Below are 25,860 nucleotides of genomic sequence, written 5' to 3' on the forward strand. Positions count from 1 at the left end.
GTTTATTGATCAAGTTTGTTTTTTGCTTCTTTGATGGCGAGAATCTGCGCGGGGTCTGAGGTAATTATTTGCTCTTCTGTATACGAGGCGATTATTTTGATGGCAACATGCTTGAGTCCGGCAAAGAATATTCCCTCTCCCACATCACTCTCCAGCAAAAGATACTTTTCTTCGTCGGTCAGGTTAAAGACTTCTTGCACGTGATCGATCGAGGTGGGAGATTGCTTCAAGAGTAATTGAATAGAAGAGTTGGTCAAAATTGGCAGACCGTATTCGGAGTTCAAGAAGTCGTCCACGTCCTGGGTTATAGTAGCCACGCCCAAATAGTACTTGCGACCTCGCTTAACCATACTGTATAGGAATGAAGCAGTGTCTTCGGAGCGCATCATCCACCATGCCTCATCAACTACCAAAAGACGTTTCTTGAGCTCGAAACGCACAGCGTTCCAGATGAAGTGCGTTATAAGGTACATCGCCATTGGCTTTAATTCGTCTTCCATGTCGCGTATTGAGAACACGATCAACCTTTGGTCTATATCTACGTTTGTAGGCTGGTTGATAAATTCTGACCACGAACCTTTGGTGTACTTAGAGAGTCTTTGTACGAGAGATTCAGTGCCCTCCATTCCGCTCAAGAACCATCTCAAAATCAGACATAAGCGGTGGATCAATGTTAGAAAAGTCGGAATCGGGCGTTATGTCTTTTAGAGCGTATGTTTCGGTAATGGCACGGTCGATAATAGCATCTTCTTCCGGCGTTAATCCGCCGAACATAATTCGAAATAAGCCGACCAATTGGATCGTGTTCGACCTGAGCACGTCTGCGGGGTCCTCGTCTTCTCGTACATCGGGTAAATCAAAAGGATTTATGTGGTGCTCGGAATTTAGTGAAATATTAAAATATCGCCCGCCGATAGCCGTAGCTAGTTGCTCATATTCACGTTCCGGGTCTATAACTATAACTTCGGTATCGAACATCAGAGTACGAAGTATCTCTAGCTTGGTAGCAAAAGACTTGCCGGCGCCTGATTTCGCGAAAGAAACCGAGTTGTAGTTCTCGAGTGAAAAACGGTCAAACAAGACCAGCGAGGAATTGTGCCGATTTATGCCGTGGAGGATGCCTTTGTCTGATGTTAAGTCGAAAGAAATGAAAGGGAAAATACTAGAGAGCGGAGACGTGTTCAGCTTAGAATAAACGTTAAGCTTGTCAGTTCCGAAAGGGAATACGCTCATCAGGCCCTGTTCCTGCTGGAATATAGCCGGCTTGATATAAACCAACTTTGCTTCCAGTATGGACCGGATCTCACTTTCGAGCTTATCCAGCTCGTTTTGGTCTTTTCCGAAAATGGATACATAAAGCCCCACATCGAATAGCTTTTCTTGCGCCTGCTGGAGATCGTCACGAAGACTTTCAAGGTCGGCGAGCGCTGTATCGAGCATTGGACTACGCACAAGCCCTTTTTGCATACGGGAATTTATCTGAGACTGAACTTCAGCCACCTTTTTTTGAAATTGTCTTAATACCCGCTCGGTTGAAATTGGATGAACAACAATTGAAATATCGACAATTTTGTCCATATTTATGATCGGAGCGAACCAGCCTTCAGACAGGTATCGCGGATAAGAGATGACAAAGAAAGTTCGCACCAGCTTGTCTCCCAAGTGGATATCCTTAGGCGTAACCTTTAGGGCCGAAGGAGCGATCACATCCTTTACTTCGAGAGCGCTGCCCGACGCCATCTCGCCCGGCAAGAGCGATTCGATCGCAGACATCTTGTTTTCTTCTTGATTGTTTTCTTTTCCGAAAAGAGCCATATTATATTTCTTTATTATATCACCTACTCGCCTTCGGCGGTGTTGGTTGATTCTGTTGGGTTAAATAGCTTGTAATAAAGCTCTATCAATTCCTCCGAGCCCAGGCGCGCGGTCCGCACTCCGGTCCGCATAAGTCCCTGCTCTACTAATAGTAGGCGTTGTTCGAGTTGGCCTATTAGTTCATTTAAGTTTTCTTCCTTTTGCTCCTCCTTTTCTTTTTCGTTCTTCTTTTTTCCTCCGAACCCAAGAAAGCCCCCGCTAGATTTTTTGGTGGAAATGATAGCTCCTTGATAAGGAATAACCACAAAGAAGCTCTTTGACATAATATTAGTAGAATCCGTGAACTGTTTAATGAACTGCATATATTCACGAGTTTGCACCTTTAGAAGTTCGTTGGTTTGAACCGCCTCTCTTTCTTTGAGCAAGGAAAGATATGGACGTATATCCAGACGCCTGGATTGCACATAGATCTGGATCGGGAAATCAAGTGAGTTCAAAAGATTCTGGAACTGAAGAATGATCGCTCTTTGCTCGTCAGATCCCTTAAGAGCGAAGTTTATAGAAGAAGCCATAACCACAGCACGAAGCGATCCGTCGTTTAAAACGATCATTCCGTTGCGAATTTCTTTTATGGGTACAAATTCTTGTGTTGCTTGTGCGTTTGCCATATTATTCGTTGTCTTTAGCTTTTACTTTTTCTTCTACCTCCAAGTTCCACGAAATATCTTTTAGCTTACTCTCGGAGAGGTGAGGAACAGCGATAGGTTGGTAGGCGTCATTCACCTCTTCGTGTTCCTTAAGTGTTTTTTTCATAGTTTTCCTGTCTTCCTTGCGCTTTTTCCATAGATATAGCTTGTTTTTTGTTATATACCGGAAGGCCGCTTCCAGGGTATAGACAAAGGGTTTTTTGTTGAACTTGTAGAAAGCGAGAGCCAGAGAAAGTCCGATCACAGGAGCTATAATGAACATTGCGAGATATAAAGGAAGCAGTTGATATATAAAGTAGGAAATGCCTGCGCCCCCAATAACATAAATAAACTGCTTGAAGGAAAGCGGGCCGAATATCTTGTCTTCGATCTCAATAAATTGTGGGACCTGAAATCGCATATAGTTTAATGATAACAAATATAGCTCTCACTTAATGTGCACTATTCTTCGATCGGCTCTCTGTAAGGATCGTGCTTTGACCCCGGCCCTCGTTTTTCTCCCAATATACTCCCAGCTACCGGATCTCCAGTCGGTCTTTCTTCGGTTTTCTCTTGCGAACTTCCTCCAACTTTTTCTTCTGAGGAATCGTCTTCTTGATCCAGTTTTTTATCTCCGCTCGACTGTGATTTTGGAGACGACAGCCCCTGAACTTCGTTAAACGAAGATCTTACCTTCGAGAAAACGTTTTGGTCTATTTTGGCTGTGATGTCGTTTGCCTTCTCAAGATTAATTCCAAGTTCGCTCTCAAGATTATAGGCGAATTCTTTAATGTCGGTCATTCCAAACAAAACCATAATTGTTTCGGCCTGTAGTGCACCGCTTTGTTCATCAGAAAAGCCTTCCTTTTCAACTATAGATTGGATAAAGGATTGAAATTCATCAGATATCGCTATCTCCTGGATATCCTCAGGCATCTTTTTAAATTTTTCCGTTAATATTTGTTTTGGATCGTCCATAATTTAGTGAATTATATATGTTTAACCTTATTCCTCTTCATCTTCTTTGTCGCTTCCTTTATCTTCTTTCAGGTGCCCAGAAAGCTCTTCTAGAAGTTGTTCCGGCTTTGATTTCTTAAGATTCTTTCTGACTGCCGCCGCTCGTTTCTTGTCTATCCTTTCTTCTCCGGTGACGCCTGCACCCACCAAGGTGATTCGATTCCTAATATTTCTCTTTAGCCAATTTTGTTTTTCCAGTCTACGGGCAAACGCCTCCTGTCTTCTGGCGGTTATGTCTTTTCCGCCATACTCGCTTGCTTCTTTTCTTAGCTGCTGAGCACGCTTAAGCTTCTCTTCTCTTCGGCTTGCATATATCGTATTTTTAGACTCTTCTTCCGCCTGTTTTGCCTCTCTTAACATCCTCTGCTTCTCCCTTTCTATTTCTTTAGGGGTCGCCTGATATTGTTTCGAAGTCTCTACTGCCGCTTTCTCGGCCTCCTCTATTCCTTTTTGTACTCCTCCCTTGCCCGCGTTTTGGCTGACCCCTGCATTTTTCAATCCTTGCTTTTCGAGATTTTTTGTAGCTATCTTGCCTAGGGAAGTTGTTCTTGGGTCAAAGCTAGACTTTGAAAAACGATCAGCGGCTCCAAGAGCCATTCTAGCTGATATACCCCGAGCTCCTCCCTCTTCGGCTCTGGCTTGAAGATTTGCGTTCTCTTTTAGTCTGCTGGCTTGAGTTCCAATTGTTCTTCTGCCGGCGAGAGCCATTCCTCCGGTCGCGACTCCGAGGCTCATACCTAAGGCGGCTTTACCGGCGTTGTCTGCCATTTTACCAAACTTACCACTGAGGTTTTTGGTGATGTGCAAGGTCATGAACAGGCCAGCTATCACAAACACATAGATTATGAAGAGAGTGACTCAGGGGTTTCGCCATTGCTTGTGTCACCAACTACGGGCACAAACTCTCGTACCTCTCCAGAAACTTCGACATCTGAGGTATCTATCGCGTTCTCCTCTCTGGCTTGGTAGGCAAAAGTTAGCACAACGAACACCAGGAAAAGAAAGACCGCGCCAAGTATTGTCCATTTGAAAAGCTCTTCGCGCCATTGCTGGGCGTACTTGCTGAGGATGGGAAGATTGGCTCCGGCGACACCTATAGGTGAAAGCACAAAAATAAAGATAAGAGCAAACGTACGTGCCACAAAAAGAATAGCAGCAGAAAGGAAGATCCACATCGACATCAAAATGATTACTGTTTTGAGCAAATTAATACGCACTCCTTGCCAGCCGTTCTCTACCTGCTCCAGTCTAAAATCGTTGATTTTTTGGATTCCCAAAGCATTCATAAAGCGTTCACTAATCCCCACTTCATCGCGTGAATTTCCCTCGACGTCTTTACATTCATTACCATCGCCGCACTCTGTAATAGTAGTGTAAAAGCTTGAAGCCAGTATATTCCCCGCGTCTACGACAACCTTTGTCAGGAAGAGACTAAAGTTGACCAAAAGTGCCGCGATGATAATGGCAGTGAGGTGTTTTTTCCAATTTATTGACTCAATGCGGAGTATCGTACCGATCGCGACATAAAGAAGTATAAAAATGAACGAAATATTTATAATATCTCGGAGAAGAGTCCAAGCTATGTTAACGGAATCACTTTGATAGAGATTGGTGGTAATAGAAAAGTCAATTGCTTTGTCAAGCACTGCTCCGATCAAGTATAAAAGCAAAGATAGAATCCCATTAATGGCCGACAAAAGTGTGGAAACCATCGTACCGGAGCAGTCTTTGAAGTCTCTGACGAGATTGCATCCATGCGCTACCTCAGCGCCAACTGGGCCGAATGCGAGAAAAAGCACAAGAAATGGAAATAGTCCGTAAGTGAATATCTTTTTAAAAGCTGGTCGTTTCATCATAGGGGCAAATCCCGCGCGCGTTAAAGCGAAACCTTCGTTTCATTATAGCAAAACAAAAGCCCGATTTTATCGAGCCCCTGTTGAAAAGTATATTGTTATATTTATTCTTTTGACGAGCTGTGAGTGTCCGTATTATTACTTAATCGATGCCTCCTATGACTTCCGCTTAACTTCTCCTTCGTACCTTCTTCTTCAAATAGTTAACTTCTCGCTTCTCCTTCTTCTAGTCACCGAATCGAATTTCAGCTCACGGCTTCGTTCAACCTACAGTTCTCAAATACAGTGTCTACATCTTCTCTCCGGTAAGTCCAGTTCTGTCTGCAATTGCTTCTCGAAACGAGTGCTGTCACTTGCGAACATCGCTCCGTCTCCTCTGCAATGTGGTCGTCTGACACTTGACTTCTAGTCTTATCAGATTCTTGCATCTTCGAACTTCCTGCTCTTCTTGCTTGTTCTCACTTTCTTGTATGCCTTCCCTCGCATCCTCTTCGGCTTCTTTTTGTTTTTCCTCTATCTCCTTTTCCTTTCCTAATCTCCTCACATCCTTTGAGTTTTCGCTACGCGTAGGCATACTTATTCCGTTCTCGTATTATGTCTTGACAAAGCATTCTCTACTCATGGAGCAATCATTGTTTCAAGAAATTCGTCTCCTTGGTCTTTGAATATATCACTACATATATGTACAACTCCAGAGGTCAGATCGCTGGCAATAGCAGAAGGGCTTACACGTTCGCGCTGCAAACATTCTCCTGTATTGCGGATCATATCTAGCGCATTTGCCTATATTCTGTGCACCCTCGCCTGTGGCTATCTCTCTCTCTTTGTTTTCAAATGCTCGTTGTCGTTGCGCGAGAGATTCTTCGATCAAGGTTATGCGGGTGCATTCATAGTTACTCGCGCAGTTTTGCGTTACCTCGAGGAACGCTCCCCAGCCACCTTCGGTAAAGTCATTGTTAAACGCTTGGCGTTGCTCGTCTGTGATATTGGTTTGAAATTCTTCTTCAAAATTAGCCCAAAAATCTTTCTGCGCGGATTGGGCTTCTCTCGCGAGCTCTCGTGCTAACGTTTCCTTGAACCCTTCCGGCAACTGATCATTCCCTACTTGTGTTTTAAAAGTTTCAGTGAAAATTGCCGCTTCTCTGGAGATCAAGTTTCTAAACGCTTCTTCGGGATTTTCAATATACTCAAAAGCGCTTTGTACTTCTGCATGTCTTTAAAAGTAACGTTATTAACCTTTCCTGTTCTCATCTCTCTACACTTCCACGTGGTTACTTTTACTGCACTGTTTATGAAATCATAAGTTCTTCTTTGTTTGGCAATATTTGCCCATACCGCATCTAAACGTTCAGCGTTGTCAAGCACATACTCTTTTACTTGCTGCACTACATCTAGCACAACAAACTGGGCAGCCGCCTCGTTTGGCTTAAAAGAAAAAGTTACTGTAAATACACACAAAACTACCAAGAATAGTACGGCAACTTTTCCAAAAAAACCTTTTCGTGTATGACTGTTTAGTTTCGGGAATTTCATATTTTACTACTTTATCTCGAATCCGTGTTGGTAATTACGTATCCCGGTTCGTTTGCTGAAAAAGTGACGTTGTTGTTGTTAAAATAACTCACTAAGCCGGAGTTACCTTCAGCTATGGACACATATCCTTTCTGATATCGCACTAAGCCTATCAGACTCTTAAGTGGGTCGGCGTCGAAATCGTCACGAATTGATTTAAGGGTGGTTGCTAAGTGGTGAGTACCGTTGATTATTTGCAAGTGGTACTCAGCAGCTCCTTGTGGTACGTTCTCGATCGAGAGCAATTCAGCGGTGGCGGTTTCGTATGTGGAAATAATTTCATTTAAAGCAGAGGTATTTTCGTTCTCTACTGCTTCTTGTACTGAACTATGTTCCTCCTCAATACTAATATTGGTATATGACCCAGCGATCACTCCTAGGACGTTTCCATAAGTTCTTATATCGGCTTTGCTAGATGTTTTCATGGTAGAAATATCGGAGGCGTCGTATCTTTCTGGAATTGATTCTATGTCTCCTATGGAGTTTTGTACGTATTTTTGTGTCAACTCAGATAAAAGTGCGTCTATGGAAGAATCGTTAAAGTTACCGCTCGCGCTCAACTCATTAAGTCCTTGGAAATAATCTCTATAAAAAGCTTCCGTGGTGGTCAGACCCTCATTGCTTTCGCGGAAAAACGTAGGAGTGTCGTTCGTGCTTAACTCGTCATTTGGTCCGGGCACTCGCGGATCGCGACCTGTCTCTACTTCTTCACCGTCCGGTGTTCCATCTCCGTCTGTGTCGGGGTTTTCGGGGTCAGTGCGCCACATCACTTCTTCCCAGTCGCGCAAGCCGTCACTGTCTCTGTCTGTCTCAAATTGCTCCGCGGTCGTACTTACAGACACCCCTCCGTCGGTTACGGCGACGGGCTCTTCTTCGGATTTCGTTTTCATTAAATCTTGTAAAGTAAAGCGTCGCGCCCACGGCAAGGATCGCTATAAGCACGACAAGGATACGCAAACTAAGGTTTTTGTCTTCATTCATAATTAGTGCTTTTAGTATATAACCCAATATTTGGTATGCCAATTAACGATTGTGGATAGCTTTTGTTTTTCTAGAAGTATTCAAAAAGGCCAATAAGGATATGGAAAGAAAAGCTATTAAGAACGGCGACGTACCGAGTCGACTGAATATCGTTAGGTAGGAAAATACAGGAACGTCAGCATACATAATTGATTCTCTTTCTTGTTCATTTGTCTTACTGAGCACTTCACCTTTATTGTTTACTATAAAGGTCGGTGCCACGTTTCCGGCTTGGATAAAGTATCTTCCGTTTTCCACGGCACGCACCTTTGATTGTTTTGTGGTTTGATTTACCAGAAGTGGATAGTATCCAAATAGGCTATGAGAAGAACTGTTCACAAGAACTCCCGATCCTGAGGTGGCTAGTTGTCGATATAGCTCCGGCGAATACACTTCTGAGCAGAAAAGCGCACCCACCTCAGCGCCATTGACTGAAAAAGTTGATACATCACTTCCCCTCTCAGCTATGTTGTGACCTCGGTATGATTCTCCCGATTCTTCATCAAGAAAAATATTCATCAAGGGAAGCATAATTGTGGGAGTATACTCGCCGAAAGGAGTCAGCAGTATTTTCTTGTAGATCTCTTCTTCTTTGTTTTCACTGATTATTCTAAAGCGCACAATAGTTTGATTGGAAGGTCTGAAGCCGTATGAATCCAAAACCTTTGGTAGCGCTCCGCTTTCTTTAAAATTAGCAAAAAAACGTTTCTTCTCCGGCGGGACAAATCTGTTAAAGTACGCTGCCCCCTCTGGAAGTATTATCAGTTCCGGAGACCTGCTGTCTCTTTCAAACATGTCTATCACTTGGCGCTGTGACATATACGCTTCAACTTGATCACTTATACCCACTTCCGTATCGGTCTTTATGTTACTTTGAACGGCCGCTATAGAAAGACTAACCTCGGATTCTTTCTCCTGGGCAAACAAAACCAAGCCGCTTATTACCAAAAAAAGTGCAAAGAAAAAAGCAGTTAATGTTCTAAATCGAAATATATAGAGGAAGATCAAAAGATTGAATACGACAAGCGTAAACGACAACAGATGTATGCCCCCGACTGACGCAAGAGAAAGCAAAGGAGGAAACTCGGCAAGAATATATCCAATATGACCAAAGGTCCATTGTCCTCCGATATATGATCCATTGCCGTAGCTCAGTACGGAAAAAATGAAAGCTCCCAGCCACTCTGCAAAACTCCAGCTAGCGGCCAAGCCGAGAGTTGTTAAAGAGTTTAGGTTTTGAATAAATACCTTCGCTACTATTCCCCACAACCCAACGGCTGATGAAAAGATGGCGGTAGTTATGAACCAGATTAGTGAAACCAGGAATAACGATAGAGGGTAGTTTTCTACCCCCATCCAATTCAGAGGTAGCGTTTCAAAGAAAAATGAGAATATAGCACCAAAGTGTGTGAAACCAACCAAGAAACTCCACGCAAACGCTTCGCGACTGTTTTGCGAGTTTTTCAGTACCAAAAGGAGTGGAACAAGCGCTATGAACCCCAATAACCAAAGCAAGGGTATGTTAAAGGAAAGGAAGAGCAGGGAACCCGAGAGGAGTGAGAGTAATAGCTTATGCGTTCTTTTCATACAACAAGTGTAGCAGTTTCTGCCAAGTTTCAAGAGGGACTTCTTGCGGACGAGTGGTTTCCTCGAGTCCGACTTGGTTTAAGATATTTTTCCCGCGTTCTTTGTCTTGAGCGAACAGGGTGTTTAAAAGCGTTTTTCGTTTCTGTGAAAATGCCCGGCGAATGGTTTTGAAAAAATCCGCTTCGTTTATGGTAGTAAAAAAATCGCGTGAAATATTCTCGATCGCGAGAATTGCCGAATCAACTTTCGGCGCCGGGAAAAAAGAACCGGCTTTAACCTTACCTCTATATACGGGAGTTCCAAATGCCTTAATTGAAAGCGACAATATACTTTCGGTATCTGAGACAATGCGCTTCGCTACTTCATCTTGTATCAACAGCACTACCGAGCTTGGCAGGTTATCCAAAGAAAAAATAAATCGTAAAATTTTACCGGTGATGTAATAAGGGATATTCGCGATAACTTTATATTCTTTATCTTTTAGTTTTTTCTCGAGAGCGTCTCTTTCTTCAAGAACATCTCCCTCTATAATAGTTAGTTGTTTTGATTCTATTTCTTCAGCGAATGTTTCTTTTAAAAACGAGACAAGTCCCTCGTCTTTTTCTACCGCGATCACTTTGACTCCCGTTGAAAGAAGAGTTCTGGTTAACGATCCCCTACCGGGGCCGATCTCTACAACCGTTTCATCACCTTTAATATCTCCGGCGTTAACGATCTTTTCAAGAATTTTTTTATCGGAGAGAAAATTTTGCCCAAGATGTTTTTTGGGCTTGCTACTGTCTTTGTTTTGATCAGGTGAATTAATCATATTAACTTTTTGTAGTGTGATTACTTTAAAAAGCAAACTAACTCTTCTTCGCTTTCACTAAAAAACGTTTTGATGTAAACGTAAGGCTGCCTTCAGCTTCGAGTTTATCTTGTATCTTTTTTAGATATGGCAAATGAGTTGCCACACTAAAATCCTTTACCACCCACGGAACGAACTTTAGATAGTAAACAAGCGCACCCACATCTTTAAAAGATGTCTTTCCTTCCCACTCTCTTGCTTCTTCTATACTCATCCCCGCCTCGGATAACTTCCTTTTAACGTGCGAAAGTGTGTTCTCTGAGTGTGTTGGCTTCTCTTCAAAAAAGAAAAGGAGGTCGCTGAGATTATCGCCAGCTACCTGTTGGGTGAAAAATATACCTCCATTTTGAAGTACGCGGTTTATTTCTCTGACGTTCAATCCGCCGTGCCGGTTTAATATGAGATCGAAACTCTCGTCTCCAAAAGGAAGGGCTTCTGTCTCATCGATAAAAACGACATCAACGCCAAACGAGGCCAAGTTGTCTTTCGCTATTTTTACGTTCGGCCCGTATCCTTCCGTCGCTACCATTTTTCTTTCATTAAATGGAGCTAGTTTGGATAGTTTCTCGCCGCCGCCAGTTGCAACATCTAATATGGATTCGGCCTTATAAACCAATTGCCTTGCTTGTGAAAGATAGTCCCAATCTGGCTTTTCCTCGATCATTCGATCTTGTAGGTATGAGAAATCCCATCCTTCAAAGTGAGCCTGTTCATCTTTTTTCCATTGCTCAATAATGTTTTTATTCATAGGAATAAAATAACACGAACAATGCACTTGATACGTTCATTAGTTCCACACGAAAACTTCATTGTTGAGTCTCGAGTCTTAAGGGTGGCGTGCTTATCTCTCCGAGAGTCGCACCAACCTCTCTCTTTATAGTCTACGGAAGTTTTGAAAAGTTAGAAGTCCAGATAAACTGTTTTGATCGGTTCTCCGCCCTCTCCGGATCCTTCGGCGTCCAGAAAGTCCTCGTCTATTCCGGTAATGAACTCTGAGGGAACCGTGCCGTTGCGTGAACCAAATACAGTGCGTACAAGAGCGTGCGTCAAAAACAATTTTCTCCTAGCTCTGGTTAAGGCAACATAAAATAGCCGGCGCTCTTCCTCTTCAGCTTCTTTGCTTAAAGATTCTTCGTCTAGTCTTTGGTGCGGAAACAGTCCTTCTTCCAGTCCCGTGATAAATACCACATCAAATTCAAGTCCCTTGGAAGCATGTACGGTTAGAAGCTTAACCCCTTGTTTCTCTTCAGCAAGAGAGTCTTGATCCGTTGTTAATGAGGCACTCTCTAAAAGGCTCTCTATTCCCTCCTCGGGCGGTAGCTCGTCATATCTCTGCGCAAGGGTGACGAGCTCTCTTACGTTCTCTAGATCTTCGCGTCCTTCGTCACCCCCGTCTTTAAAAGCTTTTTCCATGCCGGTCTCGCGAATAATGAATTTAAGGGTTTCTGATGGAGTGTCGGATAGTGCGTGGGTTCTAATCTCTTTAAGCAGGGTTCGAAAATCAGCGACTCGTTTCTGCATGGCCGGGGTCAGCTCGCTTTCCTTATTAGCAAGAATCCTCATTAATGTAGTCTTGCCAATTCCTCGAGGTGGCACATTGATGATCCGAGACAGATCGGTGGTGTTGTCGGGATTTAGAGCCAGCCTGAGAAAGGTCAATGTATCTTTGATTTCTTTGCGATCGAAGAATTTAGTTCCCAGCACTTGGTGTGGCACTTCCATATCTATCATTGCTTGCTCTACTGCTCGCGATTGAAAGTTTGCCCTGTAGAGAATGGCTATTTCTTCAGGAGGCGTACCGCCCCGGATCAATTCGCTTGCCTTCTCGGCTATGAAGCGTGCCTCGTCTTGTTCATCAAAGGAAGTATAGAGGGTTATGTTCTCTCCCTCCATATTGTTCGTAAAAAGATTCTTTTCTTTGCGGATCGTATTTTTCGCAATAGTGGCGTTGGCCACAGTTATGATGGTTTTTGTAGAACGGTAATTTTCTTCGAGAAGAACGCTGTGCGCGTTTGGAAAATCTTCTTCAAAGTCAAAAATGTGTTTCATATTTGCTCCCCGCCAAGAATAAATATTTTGATCCATATCGCCCACGACGCAGATATTTTTGTGTTTCTCTGCCAAAAGCCGTGATATCTCATATTGAACTCCGTTTGTATCCTGGAATTCATCGATGTGGATATACGACCACTTGTTTTGGTAGTGTTCCAATATTTTGGGTTCTTTCTTTAAAAGAAGCAGAGTTTTTAGGAGCAGATCGTCAAAGTCTAACGCCTTTTCTTCTTGCAGCGCCTTTTCATATTCTCTCCACACCTGAAGAACAAGTTCGTTGAAAATATTTCCTTTGGCTTGTTCTTCGTATGTGCCGGGTGTAAGCCCCTCCCCTTTTTTGCGGGAAATAACAGAAAGTATTTTGCCCGGATCGTGTTGCTTGGGATCTATTCCGAGTTTTTCAAGAGCTCTCTTTATTATGCGCTTGGAATCACTTCTATCGAAGATAGAGAAATGCCTAGTGAGTCCAAAATATCCCGCGTGCTGTTTTAATATATGAACTCCCAGAGAATGAAAGGTAGAAACGAAAGGTCGCGCGGAGCGACTGTCTATAGTAAGAGAAGGGTCTTTGTCTATAAGATCTACGACGCGTTCGCGCATTTCGCTCGCCGCTTTGTTGGTAAAGGTTATGGCCAGTATTTTTTCCGGGGCTATACCCTGTCTCGTCAAATGTAAAATTCTGGTAGTTATGACTTTGGTCTTTCCGGCACCGGCACCGGCCAGAATAAGTAACGGCCCGTCTGTGTATTCGACCGCCTCTCGTTGGGCGGGGTTTAGATTCTCTAGATATTCCATCGCAACCATAATAGCACAGCCGAGATAATTCATTCGTTTATTTGTTTTTGGGAGAAAGTTGACAAGAAAGATAAAAAATTGTTGCGCACACCTGACCCGTTGACAACTTTTCTCCATTTTCTATACTCTCTTGTATCGCTGAAACGACAGGTTAACTGGGTGCGGTGAATGCGTTTAGGGGATCATTTAATTCACCCGCCGAGATCGAATTGAAAGAACGACTTTCTTAACAAAACCGACTATTTTACCCAGTCCACAGGATCCGAGTTATTCAAAACAACGTAGCTTGGTGAAATACGCGAAAGCCGAAGTTGGCACAAAAGCGATAATAGCAGTTACAGCACTGCTAATTGCTCTTCCGCTATCTATCGGAGCGCAAGCAGGCGCCGCCAATGTTAGTTCTTCTAATAATGAGGAACAAAAAGGCGGTTTTTCTCGTAATGCGCAAACGATCTCTCTTCTAAGGGCGGACCGCGGAGCGAATAACAATACCTCTCAAGGTGGTGGTGGTGTTGAAATAATCGATGTTAGTGCTCTGAAGTCGAGCCAAAGAACAAGCTCTGAGGAGAGTGAATCCTCCGCGACTAATACAGGCAATGTCAGCGTCTACGAAGTTAGTAAAGGCGACTCTCTGGGAGAGATCGCCCAAATGTTCGACGTTTCCACCAACACCATAATCTGGGCAAACGATCTTGAAGGTAGCACCATTCAACCCGGACAATCTCTTGTCATATTGCCAATGTCCGGTGTTCGGCACGAAGTGAAAGAGGGAGACACTCTAAGATCAATAGCCGATAAGTACAACGGAGACATTGACGAAATACGAGAATTTAACGAGATCGAAGAAGACGTCGCCTTGTCTGTCGGAGATTATGTAGATATTCCCGACGGAGAAGTTCAAGAGACCGTCTCTACTCCTTCTCCTGAGGCTAACTCGTCTCCGTCTCCTGCACCTTCATCCGGCGGTGGATGGCTGATAAGACCTATTTCAGGCGGCATAAAGACCCAAGGGTTACACGGTTACAACGCGGTAGACTTAGCTGCTCCAAAAGGTACGAACGTTATGGCTTCCGCTCCAGGAACCGTGATCACGACAAAGAGTGATAGAGGGTGGAACGGTGGATATGGAAATTATGTGATCGTGGAGCACGCCAACGGAGTTCAGACCCTGTATTCGCACCTGGGAAGTGTTCTCGTAAGCAGAGGTCAATATGTAGTACAGGGTCAAGTCTTAGGTCATATTGGAATGACAGGAAAGACCACCGGACCCCATGTTCACTTTGAGGTACGGGGAGCGACTAACCCGTTCTAGAGTATTATTTTAAATAAAATAACGAAAATAAATGCTTCAATCTATAGATTGAAGCATTTATTTTGAGAACTGGTTATAAAAATATTGGCTTTTGACGATATTGCAGCGCTTCAAGCAAATGCTTTTCCTTTACTCTCTCACTTTCATTCAAGTCGGCTATGGTGCGGGCAACTTTGAGTACCTTGTGATATCCGCGCGCTGAAAGTTCCAGTTCATTAGCTACATTTTCTATAAGAGTATACACTTCATCTTCGGCGTTTATCTTTTGGGTTATAGATCTTGGTCCCAATTGTGCGTTTCTCTTTACCTCTTCCTTTTTAAACCTTTCTGACTGTAAAGAGCTGGCTAGAGCGATCCTTTTCTTGGTCATCTCCTCTTCGGCAAAAGGATCACCCTCCTTCTTTGTTGTGCTTTCACGTAGTTTAGATATTTCTATCTTGCCCACCTCAATCCATAAGTCTATTCTGTCCAGTATGGGGCCCGATAGTTTGCGCTCGTAGCGCGCGAGATCGCTTGGGGTGCAACGGCAATCTTTTTCGCTCCCCCGATTGCCGCAAGGACAGGGGTTCATAGCGGCTATAAGGATAAAATCTGCCGGAAAGCTTGAGGATCTTTGTGATCTGGAAACGGTCAGTCTTTTTTCTTCCAAGGGCTCTCTCAGAGACTCAATAACACGCCTGTCGAATTGAGGAAATTCGTCCAAAAAGATGACACCGCGATGAGCCAGCGTTATTTCTCCCGGGCGAGGGTTCGCTCCTCCTCCAACTATCGATACATAAGAAGAGGTATGGTGCGGAGACCTAAATGGCGGTCTGGTCAGAAGCGGCTGATCGAGCTTCCCTACCGCTGAATGTATAGCGGTAACCTCGAGGGCTTCTTCAAAAGAAAGGTCGCTAAGTAATGAGGAAAATGCTTTTGCCAAAAGTGTTTTACCTGTGCCGGGAGGGCCAAACAAAAGTACGTTATGTCCGCCGGCTGCCGCTATCTCGAGCCCTCGCTTTGCCGTCTCTTGGCCTTTAATGTCATCGAGACTGACGCGATTTCTATCACTGTCTTTTAGTTGTTTGGGTTTGGTTTTGGGTTGCGCCGATAAGGAGCGCGCAAATAATTTGCCCTTGGTATCCCTTTCTAACGCGCTTTCGGGGTCTAAGTGAGTTATAAGTTCGTTTAAAGTTGAGGGTGAGTATATATCTACATTTTCAACCAAAGCAGCTTCTTCGGCATTCTCTTTGGGTACGAAAATTTCCAAATAGCCCTCTTCTTTTGCCTTTTGGACTATGGAAAGAACGCCGTTTATAGGTTTGATCTCGCCGTTGAGTGAAAGTTCGCCGAGAAACATCTTTTTTTCGGGCGCAAAATTAATTTCTTCGGAAGCCAGAAGGTATGCCATAGCAATACCCAGATCGAACACCGGTCCGGTCTTTTTAAGTTCTGCCGGAGCGAGCGAGATCACCACGTTCTCGTTTTTCTGTTTGGGAGATTTAAACCCCGAGTTTTTAATAGCCGCGGAAACCCTATCGTGTGATTCTTCTACTGCTTTGTCGGGAAGTCCCACCAAGGTGAACGAGTTCAACCCGCGCGCGATGTCTATTTCTATAGAAACGAGCTTTGGCTCTAGCCCGTCTATTTGAGCACTAGTCAGTTTAGCAAAGCCCATTACTGTAAATTTGATCTGTTATTAAATAATAAAAAATGACGCTTGGGCGCCATCAATTAGTCGTTCATATGAGCCTTACTTGTTCTGGCCGCCGGGTTTGCCTCTAATCGATCTTTTTCGATGGGCTCTCCGGAAACCTCACAAATTCCGTAGGTGCCGTTTTCGATCTTTTCAATAGCGTCATTCACTGCTCTGAGCTGAGACTCCAACTCTTCGGTTATGACGCTTGTCTCGTAAAATTCTTCTTGTTCATCAGCTGCTTCGTTTCGGTCTGCTTCTTGTATATTTAGGTCTCTGAGCTCGCCCTCCCAGTTTTCTTTATCTAGTTTGTCGTGTTGATCTCCGGCTCTGCCCAGGCCTTCTAAAAGAAGCTTCTTTTCTTCTTCTAGTCTCTTTTTGAAATAGTTTGTGTCTATGTCTTTTCTCATTTCTATATTGTAACCCAAAACATTTTCTTCGCTACCCTTTTTACTCTTCTAGGCGCAAGATAATGTCGCGCAGAGCCTCAGAGGTTCGGGTTAGTATGAGCTTGTTTTCTTCCGGAAGAGAGTATATCAAAATACTTTCTCTCTCGACTTCTTCGTTGTTCGTTTCTGAATCTGCCTCAGTGCTATCTTCGGCTATTACTAACTCTCTTGCGTCGTACCCCCTGACAGTTGAATCTTCGAAAGAATTATTGCTCGAAATAGCGGCGCGGTGTTGGTGAAAAATATTATAGAGATCGCTTGCCATATCCTCTTCCCAGTCGAGCAAGGCGCCGAAACTTTCATCGTATGATCTTATATCAGCCAATAAAAATACCTCTCCGCCCGAGCTTTGTGTATCAATAGCTCCAATTGTATAGCCCTCGATGTTACGAGCGAGCGCGCTGTCAACGGAGAGATCAAGTAAGCTAAAAACTTCTCTTGGGGTTAACATAACCTGCTTGGTCTCCTCCTCGGAAGCCAGCACTTCTTTTACCGGAATAATGGCGTGTATACCTCCCGAGCCTGCTTTATCTATGCTTCCCAAGATCGCTTCTCCAAATTCTCTGCGACTGGTGGAATTATTTGTAACAAATATTTTTTCTGAACTTGTATCGATCAGTGTTTCGTATGTGACGTTGCTTCCGTCCTCAGAGGTATCCGGATCTCCTTTGAAAAACGAAAACGAAGGGAGTGATATGTTAGGCATAGAAATATTAGGCAGAGAAAAAGATCCAAGAGATATACCCTGTCGAGAAAGGAAGAGATAAGAAGATCCGAGAAATACAACCAAGACCAGCACGATCACAAAAGCGCGTAGTGGAAAACGCCTTGAGGTTGATCCAGAGTAAGAGCTATGATCGTCACTGTGGCTTTGTATTCTTGGCGACCTTGGGGGTTTCTTGAGGTTTTTTACTTTGTCTTTTTAGGGCTTCTCCGGCCAAAGTAATGTTTTGTTCAGAAGTGACCGTTTGCATGTCTTCGGCCAGTGTTCTGATAGGCGAAACTTTGGATACACTTTTTGGACTATCAAATTTTGGCGGTGGAGCCTGACTCTCTTTTTTGTTTGGATCTTCATTTCTAACAGCTTTGACGATCCCACGACCACCTTTTTCTAGGGATTCTGAACTTGTTTGGAAGCTGTCTTTGTATTTGGCCATTGTAAAGAATGCTATAACGGGGGCTCTTATAGTCTAGATTCTATCACGTTTTCGCTCTCGGCTTTCAACAGTGCTTAATTATTTTTTTGGAGACCGGGAATTTTTAGAATTTTTCTTACCACGTCTGGAGCGTCGGTCGTTGATCAAGTACTTTGAACTTTCTTCGTCTAGGTCTACAAAATCGTCCGCCGCTTCTTTAAGTCGAGCGGAGGCTGATTTTCCGAAGGTCATAACTTCAACCTGCGAACCTTCTTTGTTTTGTATGTAAGTGACCAGAGGTACAAAATCTCCGTCTCCCGAGCAAATAACGACCGCGTCTACTTTTGTAGCTAGCTTAATGGCGTCAACCGCAATTCCGACGTCCCAGTCGGCCTTTTTCGCTCCCCCGTAAAATATTTGTAAGTCCTTTGTTTTTGTCTCTATGCCAAGCTTTTCTAAGGCTTCAAAGAAGATCTTCTCTTCTCCGGTTTCGGTTGTGATCACGTAAGCAATGGCCCTGATAAGTGACCTTCCCGCTACGGCGGAGTCAAGCACTTCGCCGAAATTTACCTTCGATTTATAAAGGTGTTTTGCACTATGGTATAGATTTTGCGCGTCAATAAAAACAGCAACGCGCTGCTCCTTATGTTTTATTATTGTCATGAAAAATAGAACTAAATTTATAAAAAGGATCCTGAATAAATATATAAATTATATAGATCAGAATATTCGTTCGCTCAATTAAAAACTTCTGCCTAGCTCTTAGTATACTCTAAAGATGTAAAAAACCTCTGTGGAGAGAGGTCAAAATTATTTTAGTTTGAGCTTCTTGCGAATCTCTGTGGCTCTCTTTGGAGATCTCTTATCCAGATATTTTAGGTGCTTTCTGCGGTCGGCGACCATCTGCAGAAGCCCTCTTCGTGAGTGCTGATCTTTGTAATGTTTCTTAAGATGAGCCGAAAGAGAGTTGATGCGCTCTGTGAGTAACGCAACCTGAACCTCCGGAGATCCCGTGTCCCCTTCTTTCGTTTGTGTTTTTGAAATTATTGTCTGTTTCTTTTTCGTGCTAAGCATAATTTTTCTTATGAGCTTCGGCACTGTAGCACATACTAGCGATCTTTGCAAGTATTTGTACTAGATGAGTACACCGTTAAATAGCGCCTTTGAACAACTTCGGAAGTTATTCAACAATAGTTACAAGTTGACAAAGCTTTGGACTGATATACCGTTAAATATAGAAAGGAGGTGATCAGGTTGAACGGATGCATAAGGTATTTCTTGGGCGAGGAAGACTTCAAAAGAGTAAAGGCAAACATCACCGAAGGAGGTCAGCTTGAGTCTTCTTATCGAGGACTGTTAAGCGACATAGCCGCAGTTGTTTTGTGCGAAGCCAACTTGGACTTCTCGGGAAAGGAATTGAGTTTTTCGCTACTGATCGAGCTTTACTGGAGGGCTCGTTACCCTGGATTAATGAATCGTGAAAAAAGAAGAGTTGATGAGGCTTACGAATATAAGAACAAATTGCCACCGGTAGATGAAAGAGTGGTCCTCGAAGAAATCCTCGTAGATAAAGAAGTTTTCAGGTCGTGGCTAATTCAAAACACCGAAGGAGTTCTTGTGGAGTCAGCCGTTTCCGACGAAACCCACGCTAAAATACCCTTTAGCTAGTAGACCGCGTTATTTGAAACGAAAGCGCGGTCTTTTTCTTTGCTATACTATAGGTATAAACGGCTTATGAATGCTTTAGAGACTTATAAACGAGAATTTCTCGAACATATTGAAATTGAAAAGGGGCGTTCTCTCAAAACGGTTGAGAATTACGACCGCTATCTAAATAGTTTTTTTGAATTTGCCAAAATATCTCAACCGGATCAGAAATTAACGAAGAATTAATTCGTCGTTTTCGTCTGCATTTGAACCGCAAGCGAGCTAACGCGGACGGAGATACTCTAAAGAAGAAAACGCAAAATTACTATTTGATCGCGCTCAGAAGTTTTCTGAAGTATTTATTAAAAAGAGATATCTCTACTCTTTCCCCCGAAAAAATCGAACTAGCCAAAGTGTCCGACAGAAACCTTGACTTAATTACTCGCGAGGAGCTGAATAGGATCTTAGCTGGTCCGGACACTGACAGTGAAAATAAAAACGAAAAATTGGCGGCGCTTCGTGATCGAGCTATTTTAGAAATGCTCTTTTCTACCGGATTGCGTGTCTCCGAGCTCTGTTCCCTTTCTAGAGAGATAGACTTAAGCCGAGAGGAGATGACCATTAGAGGAAAAGGAGATAAGGTGAGAATTGTTTTTATCTCGGAAGACGCGAAAGACGCTGTTCGTGCCTATCTGAAAGAGCGAGTAGATATAGACGAAGCCCTTTTTATTTCACACTCCAAGCGTGACATCAACAAAGACGGGAGCGACGTTGAAAGACACCTGACGCCGCGTTCAGTAGAAAGAATAGTAGAAAAATATGCTATTAAGGCCGGTATCTCAAAGAAAGTTACTCCTCATGTTATACGGCATTCTTTCGCGACCGATCTTTTACAAAATGGAGCTGATATACGTTCTGTGCAGACCCTGCTTGGCCACGCTGATATCTCCACAACACAAGTTTATACACATGTGTCGAACTCACATTTAAAAGAGGTCTATAAAAAGTATCACAACAAAAAGAATTAGTCGTGAATATAAGCAAACAAAAAGGGCGCAAGAGTTGGGGGTGCAAAACTCTTGCGCCTGTATACAAGGGGCGGCTGATGCTTTCTCTTTACTGGGAGGTCGCGCGGATGGGAGAGGAGGAGATAGCGAGCAAAGCGAAAGCAGTCCGGGAGGAAAAGGAGCCACCCATAAGATATTCTACCCTGAAGATACACTATATTGTGCGAATTATCAATATTGATTAGAGTAAAAACAAGAAAAAGGCGCCCTTTAGAGACAGGCGCCTTTTGTGTCTTAAGTTCCTTCAGCTTGGCAGGCTCTCTGCAGGGCTCCGATGGTATCAACGTCTATTTTGGGGTTCGAGAAAGGCACCCCCTCACCCTCGGCGATCCTTGTGATCTCCTCTCTCTGGAATCTTTCTGTTTCAATATCCGGAGCAATGCCTACTTCGTGAAAGTTTTCTCCAGAGGGTGTCAGTAGCTCGAAACTTGTTACGTGGGAAGTCCCCCTGTTTTTCAAGTGAAGCAATCGCTGTCCTACGCCTTTGCCGAACGTTCTTTGGCCTACCAGGGTAGCCCCTTCTGACTGTAGGGCGGCCGCGAGTATTTCTGCGGCGGAAGCTGTTTGGTTGTTGATCAGTACTGTGAGTAATCCGACATTGACACGCTCTTTTTCTTCGATGTTTGTCCTATGTTCTTCTAGGACGCCATAGCGATCCTTGGTGTAAAGCACCGTCGAATCGTGTGGCATGAACTCGCTTGCTACGTCAATTGCCGTGTCAATCAATCCTCCTCCATTCCCCGTTAAGTCCAAAACTATGTTGGGGAGAGGACATTGATCTCTTATTTCCTCCAGAGCGTCCCTCAGTTCACTGTGGGCTCTTTCCTTGGAAAGAGATCTCAAGCTGATGTAGAACGTCGCGTTGGTAAGACGCCTTGATGACACCAACCGCGGAAGATCGCTTAGGCGCTGAAGCTCTATTATCTCATCAGCGCCATCACCGTCCTTCCTCAGTACCCTCATTTGTACTGTCGTTCCGTGCGCACCTCGCAAGGACTCGATGGCTTCTTCCAAAGTTTTAGGACCTACCGGATTTCCGTTAATGGCGTAGAGCTTGTCGCCGTATCTCAGTCCGGCTTCTTCGGCCGGGCTGTTTTCTCTCACGTCGATTATGGTAAATGGACCGACGTTCTCTTCCCGGAATATGGTTATACCCGGACCGGACCATTCTTCTGCTGAAGCCATTGCTCTATCTGAAGAGCGTGCAACTTCAACGGGTGTTCTGTAGAAGGTGTACCTGTCGTGAAGTGACCAAAGAGCCTGTGATATTGCTTCTCTGAGCGGTCTGTCTGCCGTGTTTAGCAGATCTTCCCGGCAAAGGTAGGAAAAAAAGTAGAAAAAGTCTTTAGCATTTCTACTCTCGTTTACTTTTTCGTAAGCGATCAAGCTCTCGAGTTTTTGGTTCACAGGCCTTACTTCTTCGCGCAAAAATCTTACGGTCCTTTTCAGCTCGTGATCTCCGAATGAATGTTTGAGCGATAAGTTAAGGCCAACCAGGGCGTTCCACCACATGTGCTCCGAAGTTGAATTTCCCGGAATGTCGTAGAGGAAATTGCGCTCAGCGAGTTCAGTGGTTTGTATCAAGGAGACGAGGTCTTCCAGCTCTAGACCGCATACATCGTCGTTGTCGGTTATGATCTCGGCGACTGCTTGAAAGGTTTCGGTCTCTTTCTCTTTCATATTCATCTCCTCCAGTTGCGCTCTCGCGGATATGCCAAGTATAAGTGCGGTGAAGATGAACGCGACCACTGCCAGGACTTCACTAAGTCGATGCATTTTCTGACCACACCTCCTTTCGTGGCCTGCCAAGCTGTCGTGTCAAAGAGCGGTTTATTTGATTTAAAACAAAAAGTTCCGCGCAGTCAATGCTTTTTGGTATGATAGAGATATGAAAATCATTTCTTGGAATGTAAACGGCATAAGGGCTTTGGAAAAGAAAGGACAATTCAACTGGCTTTTAAGCAAAGGTCCGGATGTTTTTTGTCTGCAAGAAACCAAAGCCAGAGCAGAACAACTGGATGAGTCACTTCTTTCTCCTGCCGGTTACTTTTCCTTTTTTTCATCACACGAAGAAAAGAAGGGGTATAGCGGTACAGCTTTATACAGCAAAAAAGAGCCGGATAGGGTTGACCATGGAATCGGAATAAAGGAGTTTGATAACGAAGGTCGAATGGTAATAGCAACCTTTGGCAAAACTATCGTAGCTAATGTGTATTTTCCCAATGGCGGAGGAGGCCCGGAACGGTTGGATTATAAGCTGAGATTTTATGATGCCTTTTTGGAATATTGCCTCAAAAAACAAGAGCAAGGATATGAATTGATAATAGCCGGTGATGTTAATACGGCACACGAAGAAATTGACCTTGCTCGAGCAAAAGAGAATGAAAAAAACACCGGCTTTTTGCCGGAAGAAAGAGCGTGGATCGACGAGGTGATCCGCAATGGATTTGCCGACGCTTTTCGTAGTGTTTATCCAAATAGAGCTGAGGCCTATACATATTGGGATCAAAAAACATACGCGCGAGAGCGTAATGTCGGTTGGCGCATAGACTACTTTCTAGTTACTCAGGGAATTAAAGCAAAAATAAAAGACGTGGTTCTGCATACTGACGTAAAAGGTTCTGACCATTGTCCGATAGAATTAGTTCTAAAGGACACTTTGTAAAAGACATTCTAAAGGACATTTTTTGTAAAGGACACTTATCCACAGAAATGTCCTTTACAAATCTAAAGGACAAATTATACTAATAATCAGACGTATCGCGATACAATTTTAGAGAAACATATTCGGAATTCTACAAAAGGAATTCATCAATTAGGTAGCTGTTTCTTGTAAAACATATGTTCTTTCCTGTCCGCGCGGCCACGTGGACCACAACTAAACAAAAGCCTGCGTTATTTCTCGCTAAATTGCGAATTTGCTCCTAACTTATCCCACTTATTGGCAAGCCCGCACTATTTAGCCCATTTCAAAGCCGTACTTGCGACCATTTTTCATCCCACTTATTTGAGTTGCATCATAGTGCGGCTTTTTCTATTTTATTGTTTCATGTGAAACAGATTTAAGGTTTCTCGGGAAACAAATATAATACTATTTTACCCAGTATTTTTTGCGAATTTCTTTAATAGTAGCTTCGTCGTACTCCTCTTGGGTAGATTTCCCCTTTTTTCCTAATTCCTCTAGTTCTTTATTTGGTAATTTGAACAACTCTTCTGCCCGGTTTTTGAGATACTCTGCGATGTTTTTGTCGGGGTCATCAAGGACTTCTTCGAGGAGAGCGTGAAGGATATAGCCAATATGAGGACCCGGTTTTGAATCTGTCAGTTTCATAATTTCACTGCCGTCAATTTTTAGCATATCTACGGATATTGGGTCTCGCAGTACTTCAGCGATCATCGCCTCGTATTTTCTTAATCTATAAGGACTTTCTTTAGGTCTTCCGGTTCCGATCCTGTCGGCACGACGCAAGCTCAAAAGGTCTTCGACGTTCTCTTTCCCCACGTTTCTTACCATTCTTCTGACCGCGGAATATGATATTTGATCAGTATCCGTAAAAAACATATGCCATCGTACTAACTTTGTTACACGTGAAACGGTCTCTTTTGGATATTTTAAGCGTTCTAAGACAGTCTTTGTTACACGTGAACCAACCACGTCGTGGCCGTGAAATGCCCAATCTTTTTTCTTGTTAGACCATTCTCGCGTATATGGCTTACCGATATCGTGAAAAATTGAAGCAAGTTTTACGTGAAACGGAAGATCTTTGTCAGCTGCATACTGAGCTGTGCGTAGCAAATGCTCCCAGACGGTGAAGGCGTGCGCCTGATTTTGCTCTATTCCCACACTTTTCTCAAATTCGGGCAATATAACGTGCAATATTCCCAAACGTTCCATGAGAAACATACCAGTCATAGGGTTTTTTGAATCGATGATCTTGGAAAACTCATCTCTAATTCTCTCTTGAGCGATGTTTTTGAGCTCTTCTGTGTGGTTTTGAATGGCCTCTTGCGTAGAATTCTCAATAGAGAAGTCTAGAGTTGTAGCTAGGCGTACGGCACGCATTATTCTAAGCGCGTCTTCAGCGAATCTTTGACTCGGGTTTCCAACCGCTTTAATGGTTTGTGCCTTAAGGTCATTTTGTCCGTTGTAGGGGTCAACAAATGTTCCACGAGAAACGTCGGAAGGGTTATTTGCACTTAGATCCGGGGATAATGCTATAGCATTAACTGTAAAGTCGCGTCTTTTCAGGTCATCATTAATGTTTTTCGTGAAACTAACCTGATCTGGCCTTCTTTTGTCGCTATAACCGCTTTCTTCGCGGTATGTAGTAACTTCAATTGTTTGGTGACGAGGGTCTTCTGCGTCTTCAAAAACAACACCAACTGTTCCAAATTCGTTTTCGTAAAAACTGTGTTCAAACAAAGACAATATTTCTTCGGGAGTAGCGTCAGTGGCGACGTCCCAATCGTCTGGCTCGCTTTCAAGGAGTATGTCGCGCACGCAACCACCCACAAAATATGCCTCAAAACCGGCTTGTTTGAGAGTTTTTACCGTATCCAGCGCTTCCTGAGGTATTTGTTGTGCCATTTATGCTTAATTGTATTACAGGTTGTGGTATTTATCTAACCAATTTAAGAAGTTTCGATTAGATAACTCTAATTTAAATGATTATGTTGTCAAATGGAGCTAATGTTTCAAATACGCCCATTTGCATTTATAATTCAGAGATATATACTGAGTTTCTGGAAAAACGCTCCCGTGGTGAAATGGATATCACAACTGACTTCGGATCAGTTATTCTGGGTTCGAATCCTGGCGGGAGCACACGAATGAAGTGAGTGGGCCTCCGAGAAAGCTCATTTCTGAGCTTTCGTCCGGGAGGACTGTTTGAGAAGGTTGCCAGATGGTTTGGAGAGCTTGCGAGGCAAACCATCGACAACCTGTACTGCTCCTGTAAGGAGGAGTATATCGCGCGGAACGTAGTGAGCACGATACGAGACCTGTACTGATCATGTAATGATCGAATCCTGGCGGGAGCACAAAGATCAAACAAAACTAATTTGTGGTTGAAACTAAATTTTGGGTTTGATTAACTTGTAGAGTTCCGTGAGAAACATTTTTCTTCCAGAAGGAAATCATAATTATGTTTCACGTGAAACATAATATCAAAATTTGCTTCAATTCGAGCAACTGGTATAATCTCCTAAGCCATTTGCGAGTATAGTTTAGTGGTAGAACGCATCCTTGCCAAGGATGAGACGGGAGTTCGATTCTCCCTACTCGCACCGTAATCCAAAAACCTCTTTGCATCTTGCGAGTCACACTACGC

Annotated in this window: 28 protein-coding genes and 2 tRNA genes; 7 read left to right on the forward strand and 23 right to left on the reverse strand. The window is 43.5% G+C overall.

What is annotated here, in order from left to right; genetic code table 11:
- Nucleotides 1-2: 2 nt before the first annotated feature.
- The 15 genes from U5L75_03145 to U5L75_03215 all read right to left on the reverse strand — a co-directional run bounded on the left by U5L75_03145 (nucleotide 3) and on the right by U5L75_03215 (nucleotide 13,244).
- Entirely contained in the window at nucleotides 3-626 is a 624-nt protein-coding gene (locus tag U5L75_03145) for an ATP-binding protein (protein ID MDZ7726550.1), read from the reverse strand.
- Complete coding sequence (locus U5L75_03150; protein MDZ7726551.1) at nucleotides 613-1,815, reverse strand: hypothetical protein; 1,203 nt, start codon at nucleotides 1,813-1,815, stop codon at nucleotides 613-615. The genes U5L75_03145 and U5L75_03150 overlap by 14 nt, the downstream gene beginning before the upstream one ends.
- 23 nt (nucleotides 1,816-1,838) lie before the next feature.
- A complete protein-coding gene (locus U5L75_03155; protein ID MDZ7726552.1) occupies nucleotides 1,839-2,483 on the reverse strand; it encodes a TraC family protein in 645 nt (214 codons plus the stop codon).
- Between the two features lies 1 nt (nucleotide 2,484).
- Nucleotides 2,485-2,922 carry a PrgI family protein gene (locus U5L75_03160; GenBank protein MDZ7726553.1) on the reverse strand — a complete coding sequence of 146 codons (438 nt, stop codon included), beginning with the start codon at nucleotides 2,920-2,922 and terminating at the stop codon, nucleotides 2,485-2,487.
- A gap of 41 nt (nucleotides 2,923-2,963) precedes the next feature.
- On the reverse strand, nucleotides 2,964-3,479 hold the full coding sequence (locus U5L75_03165; GenBank protein MDZ7726554.1) for a hypothetical protein: 516 nt from the start codon (nucleotides 3,477-3,479) through the stop codon (nucleotides 2,964-2,966).
- A 27-nt stretch (nucleotides 3,480-3,506) separates the two neighbouring features.
- Nucleotides 3,507-4,355, reverse strand: coding sequence for a hypothetical protein (locus tag U5L75_03170; GenBank protein MDZ7726555.1), 849 nt, complete (start codon nucleotides 4,353-4,355; stop codon nucleotides 3,507-3,509).
- 5 nt (nucleotides 4,356-4,360) lie between these two features.
- Nucleotides 4,361-5,374 carry a hypothetical protein gene (locus tag U5L75_03175; protein ID MDZ7726556.1) on the reverse strand — a complete coding sequence of 338 codons (1,014 nt, stop codon included), beginning with the start codon at nucleotides 5,372-5,374 and terminating at the stop codon, nucleotides 4,361-4,363.
- A gap of 346 nt (nucleotides 5,375-5,720) precedes the next feature.
- Entirely contained in the window at nucleotides 5,721-5,945 is a 225-nt protein-coding gene (locus U5L75_03180; protein ID MDZ7726557.1) for a hypothetical protein, read from the reverse strand.
- 99 nt (nucleotides 5,946-6,044) lie between these two features.
- Nucleotides 6,045-6,524 (reverse strand): hypothetical protein, encoded by a 480-nt coding sequence (locus tag U5L75_03185; protein ID MDZ7726558.1) that lies wholly within the window; start codon nucleotides 6,522-6,524, stop codon nucleotides 6,045-6,047.
- The gene (locus U5L75_03190) at nucleotides 6,521-6,904 is read right to left on the reverse strand and encodes a hypothetical protein (GenBank protein ID MDZ7726559.1); all 384 of its coding nucleotides are present in this window, start codon (nucleotides 6,902-6,904) and stop codon (nucleotides 6,521-6,523) included. Before U5L75_03190 ends, U5L75_03185 begins: the two co-directional genes overlap by 4 nt.
- Before the next feature lie 11 nt (nucleotides 6,905-6,915).
- Nucleotides 6,916-7,833 carry a hypothetical protein gene (locus U5L75_03195; GenBank protein MDZ7726560.1) on the reverse strand — a complete coding sequence of 306 codons (918 nt, stop codon included), beginning with the start codon at nucleotides 7,831-7,833 and terminating at the stop codon, nucleotides 6,916-6,918.
- A 133-nt stretch (nucleotides 7,834-7,966) separates the two neighbouring features.
- Nucleotides 7,967-9,550: an apolipoprotein N-acyltransferase gene (gene lnt, locus U5L75_03200; protein ID MDZ7726561.1), complete on the reverse strand. Its 1,584-nt coding sequence runs from the start codon at nucleotides 9,548-9,550 to the stop codon at nucleotides 7,967-7,969.
- The gene (gene rsmA, locus U5L75_03205; GenBank protein ID MDZ7726562.1) at nucleotides 9,534-10,358 is read right to left on the reverse strand and encodes a 16S rRNA (adenine(1518)-N(6)/adenine(1519)-N(6))-dimethyltransferase RsmA; all 825 of its coding nucleotides are present in this window, start codon (nucleotides 10,356-10,358) and stop codon (nucleotides 9,534-9,536) included. Before rsmA ends, lnt begins: the two co-directional genes overlap by 17 nt.
- A gap of 37 nt (nucleotides 10,359-10,395) precedes the next feature.
- Nucleotides 10,396-11,145, reverse strand: coding sequence for a methyltransferase domain-containing protein (locus U5L75_03210; protein MDZ7726563.1), 750 nt, complete (start codon nucleotides 11,143-11,145; stop codon nucleotides 10,396-10,398).
- Between the two features lie 152 nt (nucleotides 11,146-11,297).
- On the reverse strand, nucleotides 11,298-13,244 hold the full coding sequence (locus tag U5L75_03215; protein MDZ7726564.1) for a UvrD-helicase domain-containing protein: 1,947 nt from the start codon (nucleotides 13,242-13,244) through the stop codon (nucleotides 11,298-11,300).
- 289 nt (nucleotides 13,245-13,533) lie between these two features.
- On the opposite strand from U5L75_03215, the gene U5L75_03220 reads away from it, so the two are divergent.
- Nucleotides 13,534-14,556: a peptidoglycan DD-metalloendopeptidase family protein gene (locus U5L75_03220; GenBank protein MDZ7726565.1), complete on the forward strand. Its 1,023-nt coding sequence runs from the start codon at nucleotides 13,534-13,536 to the stop codon at nucleotides 14,554-14,556.
- Nucleotides 14,557-14,629: 73 nt separating this feature from the next.
- Here the strand turns inward: U5L75_03220 and U5L75_03225 are convergent, their stop codons facing one another.
- The 6 genes from U5L75_03225 to rpsO all read right to left on the reverse strand — a co-directional run bounded on the left by U5L75_03225 (nucleotide 14,630) and on the right by rpsO (nucleotide 18,890).
- Nucleotides 14,630-16,213, reverse strand: coding sequence for a YifB family Mg chelatase-like AAA ATPase (locus tag U5L75_03225; GenBank protein MDZ7726566.1), 1,584 nt, complete (start codon nucleotides 16,211-16,213; stop codon nucleotides 14,630-14,632).
- A 56-nt stretch (nucleotides 16,214-16,269) separates the two neighbouring features.
- Complete coding sequence (locus tag U5L75_03230; GenBank protein ID MDZ7726567.1) at nucleotides 16,270-16,641, reverse strand: TraR/DksA C4-type zinc finger protein; 372 nt, start codon at nucleotides 16,639-16,641, stop codon at nucleotides 16,270-16,272.
- A gap of 40 nt (nucleotides 16,642-16,681) precedes the next feature.
- Nucleotides 16,682-17,386, reverse strand: a complete 705-nt coding sequence (locus U5L75_03235) for a hypothetical protein (protein ID MDZ7726568.1) — start codon at nucleotides 17,384-17,386, stop codon at nucleotides 16,682-16,684.
- Nucleotides 17,387-17,540: 154 nt separating this feature from the next.
- Nucleotides 17,541-17,837 carry a hypothetical protein gene (locus tag U5L75_03240; protein ID MDZ7726569.1) on the reverse strand — a complete coding sequence of 99 codons (297 nt, stop codon included), beginning with the start codon at nucleotides 17,835-17,837 and terminating at the stop codon, nucleotides 17,541-17,543.
- Between the two features lie 78 nt (nucleotides 17,838-17,915).
- On the reverse strand, nucleotides 17,916-18,479 hold the full coding sequence (locus U5L75_03245; protein ID MDZ7726570.1) for an NYN domain-containing protein: 564 nt from the start codon (nucleotides 18,477-18,479) through the stop codon (nucleotides 17,916-17,918).
- 147 nt (nucleotides 18,480-18,626) lie between these two features.
- Nucleotides 18,627-18,890, reverse strand: a complete 264-nt coding sequence (gene rpsO / locus U5L75_03250) for a 30S ribosomal protein S15 (GenBank protein ID MDZ7726571.1) — start codon at nucleotides 18,888-18,890, stop codon at nucleotides 18,627-18,629.
- Nucleotides 18,891-19,070: 180 nt separating this feature from the next.
- Here rpsO and U5L75_03255 point away from each other — a divergent pair, with 180 nt between their 5' ends.
- The 3 genes from U5L75_03255 (at nucleotide 19,071) to U5L75_03265 (ending at nucleotide 20,491) form a co-directional block, all read left to right on the forward strand.
- Entirely contained in the window at nucleotides 19,071-19,484 is a 414-nt protein-coding gene (locus U5L75_03255) for a hypothetical protein (protein ID MDZ7726572.1), read from the forward strand.
- Nucleotides 19,485-19,550: 66 nt separating this feature from the next.
- Nucleotides 19,551-19,709, forward strand: a complete 159-nt coding sequence (locus tag U5L75_03260; GenBank protein MDZ7726573.1) for a site-specific integrase — start codon at nucleotides 19,551-19,553, stop codon at nucleotides 19,707-19,709.
- 20 nt (nucleotides 19,710-19,729) lie between these two features.
- Complete coding sequence (locus U5L75_03265; GenBank protein ID MDZ7726574.1) at nucleotides 19,730-20,491, forward strand: tyrosine-type recombinase/integrase; 762 nt, start codon at nucleotides 19,730-19,732, stop codon at nucleotides 20,489-20,491.
- 273 nt (nucleotides 20,492-20,764) lie between these two features.
- Here the strand turns inward: U5L75_03265 and U5L75_03270 are convergent, their stop codons facing one another.
- Complete coding sequence (locus U5L75_03270) at nucleotides 20,765-22,306, reverse strand: S41 family peptidase (GenBank protein ID MDZ7726575.1); 1,542 nt, start codon at nucleotides 22,304-22,306, stop codon at nucleotides 20,765-20,767.
- A 112-nt stretch (nucleotides 22,307-22,418) separates the two neighbouring features.
- Between U5L75_03270 and U5L75_03275 the strand changes: the two genes are divergently transcribed.
- Nucleotides 22,419-23,195, forward strand: a complete 777-nt coding sequence (locus tag U5L75_03275) for an exodeoxyribonuclease III (protein MDZ7726576.1) — start codon at nucleotides 22,419-22,421, stop codon at nucleotides 23,193-23,195.
- Between the two features lie 426 nt (nucleotides 23,196-23,621).
- Here the strand turns inward: U5L75_03275 and U5L75_03280 are convergent, their stop codons facing one another.
- Nucleotides 23,622-25,118 carry a CCA tRNA nucleotidyltransferase gene (locus U5L75_03280; GenBank protein ID MDZ7726577.1) on the reverse strand — a complete coding sequence of 499 codons (1,497 nt, stop codon included), beginning with the start codon at nucleotides 25,116-25,118 and terminating at the stop codon, nucleotides 23,622-23,624.
- A gap of 165 nt (nucleotides 25,119-25,283) precedes the next feature.
- Here U5L75_03280 and U5L75_03285 point away from each other — a divergent pair.
- Both U5L75_03285 and U5L75_03290 read left to right on the forward strand, forming a co-directional pair.
- A tRNA-Arg gene (locus tag U5L75_03285) sits at nucleotides 25,284-25,355 on the forward strand.
- A gap of 390 nt (nucleotides 25,356-25,745) precedes the next feature.
- Nucleotides 25,746-25,816, forward strand: a tRNA-Gly gene (locus tag U5L75_03290).
- Nucleotides 25,817-25,860 lie beyond the last annotated feature (44 nt).

The organism is Candidatus Campbellbacteria bacterium (assembly GCA_034521025.1).
Classification (GTDB): Bacteria; Patescibacteriota; Minisyncoccia; order Phycocordibacterales; family JAXHMZ01; genus JAXHMZ01.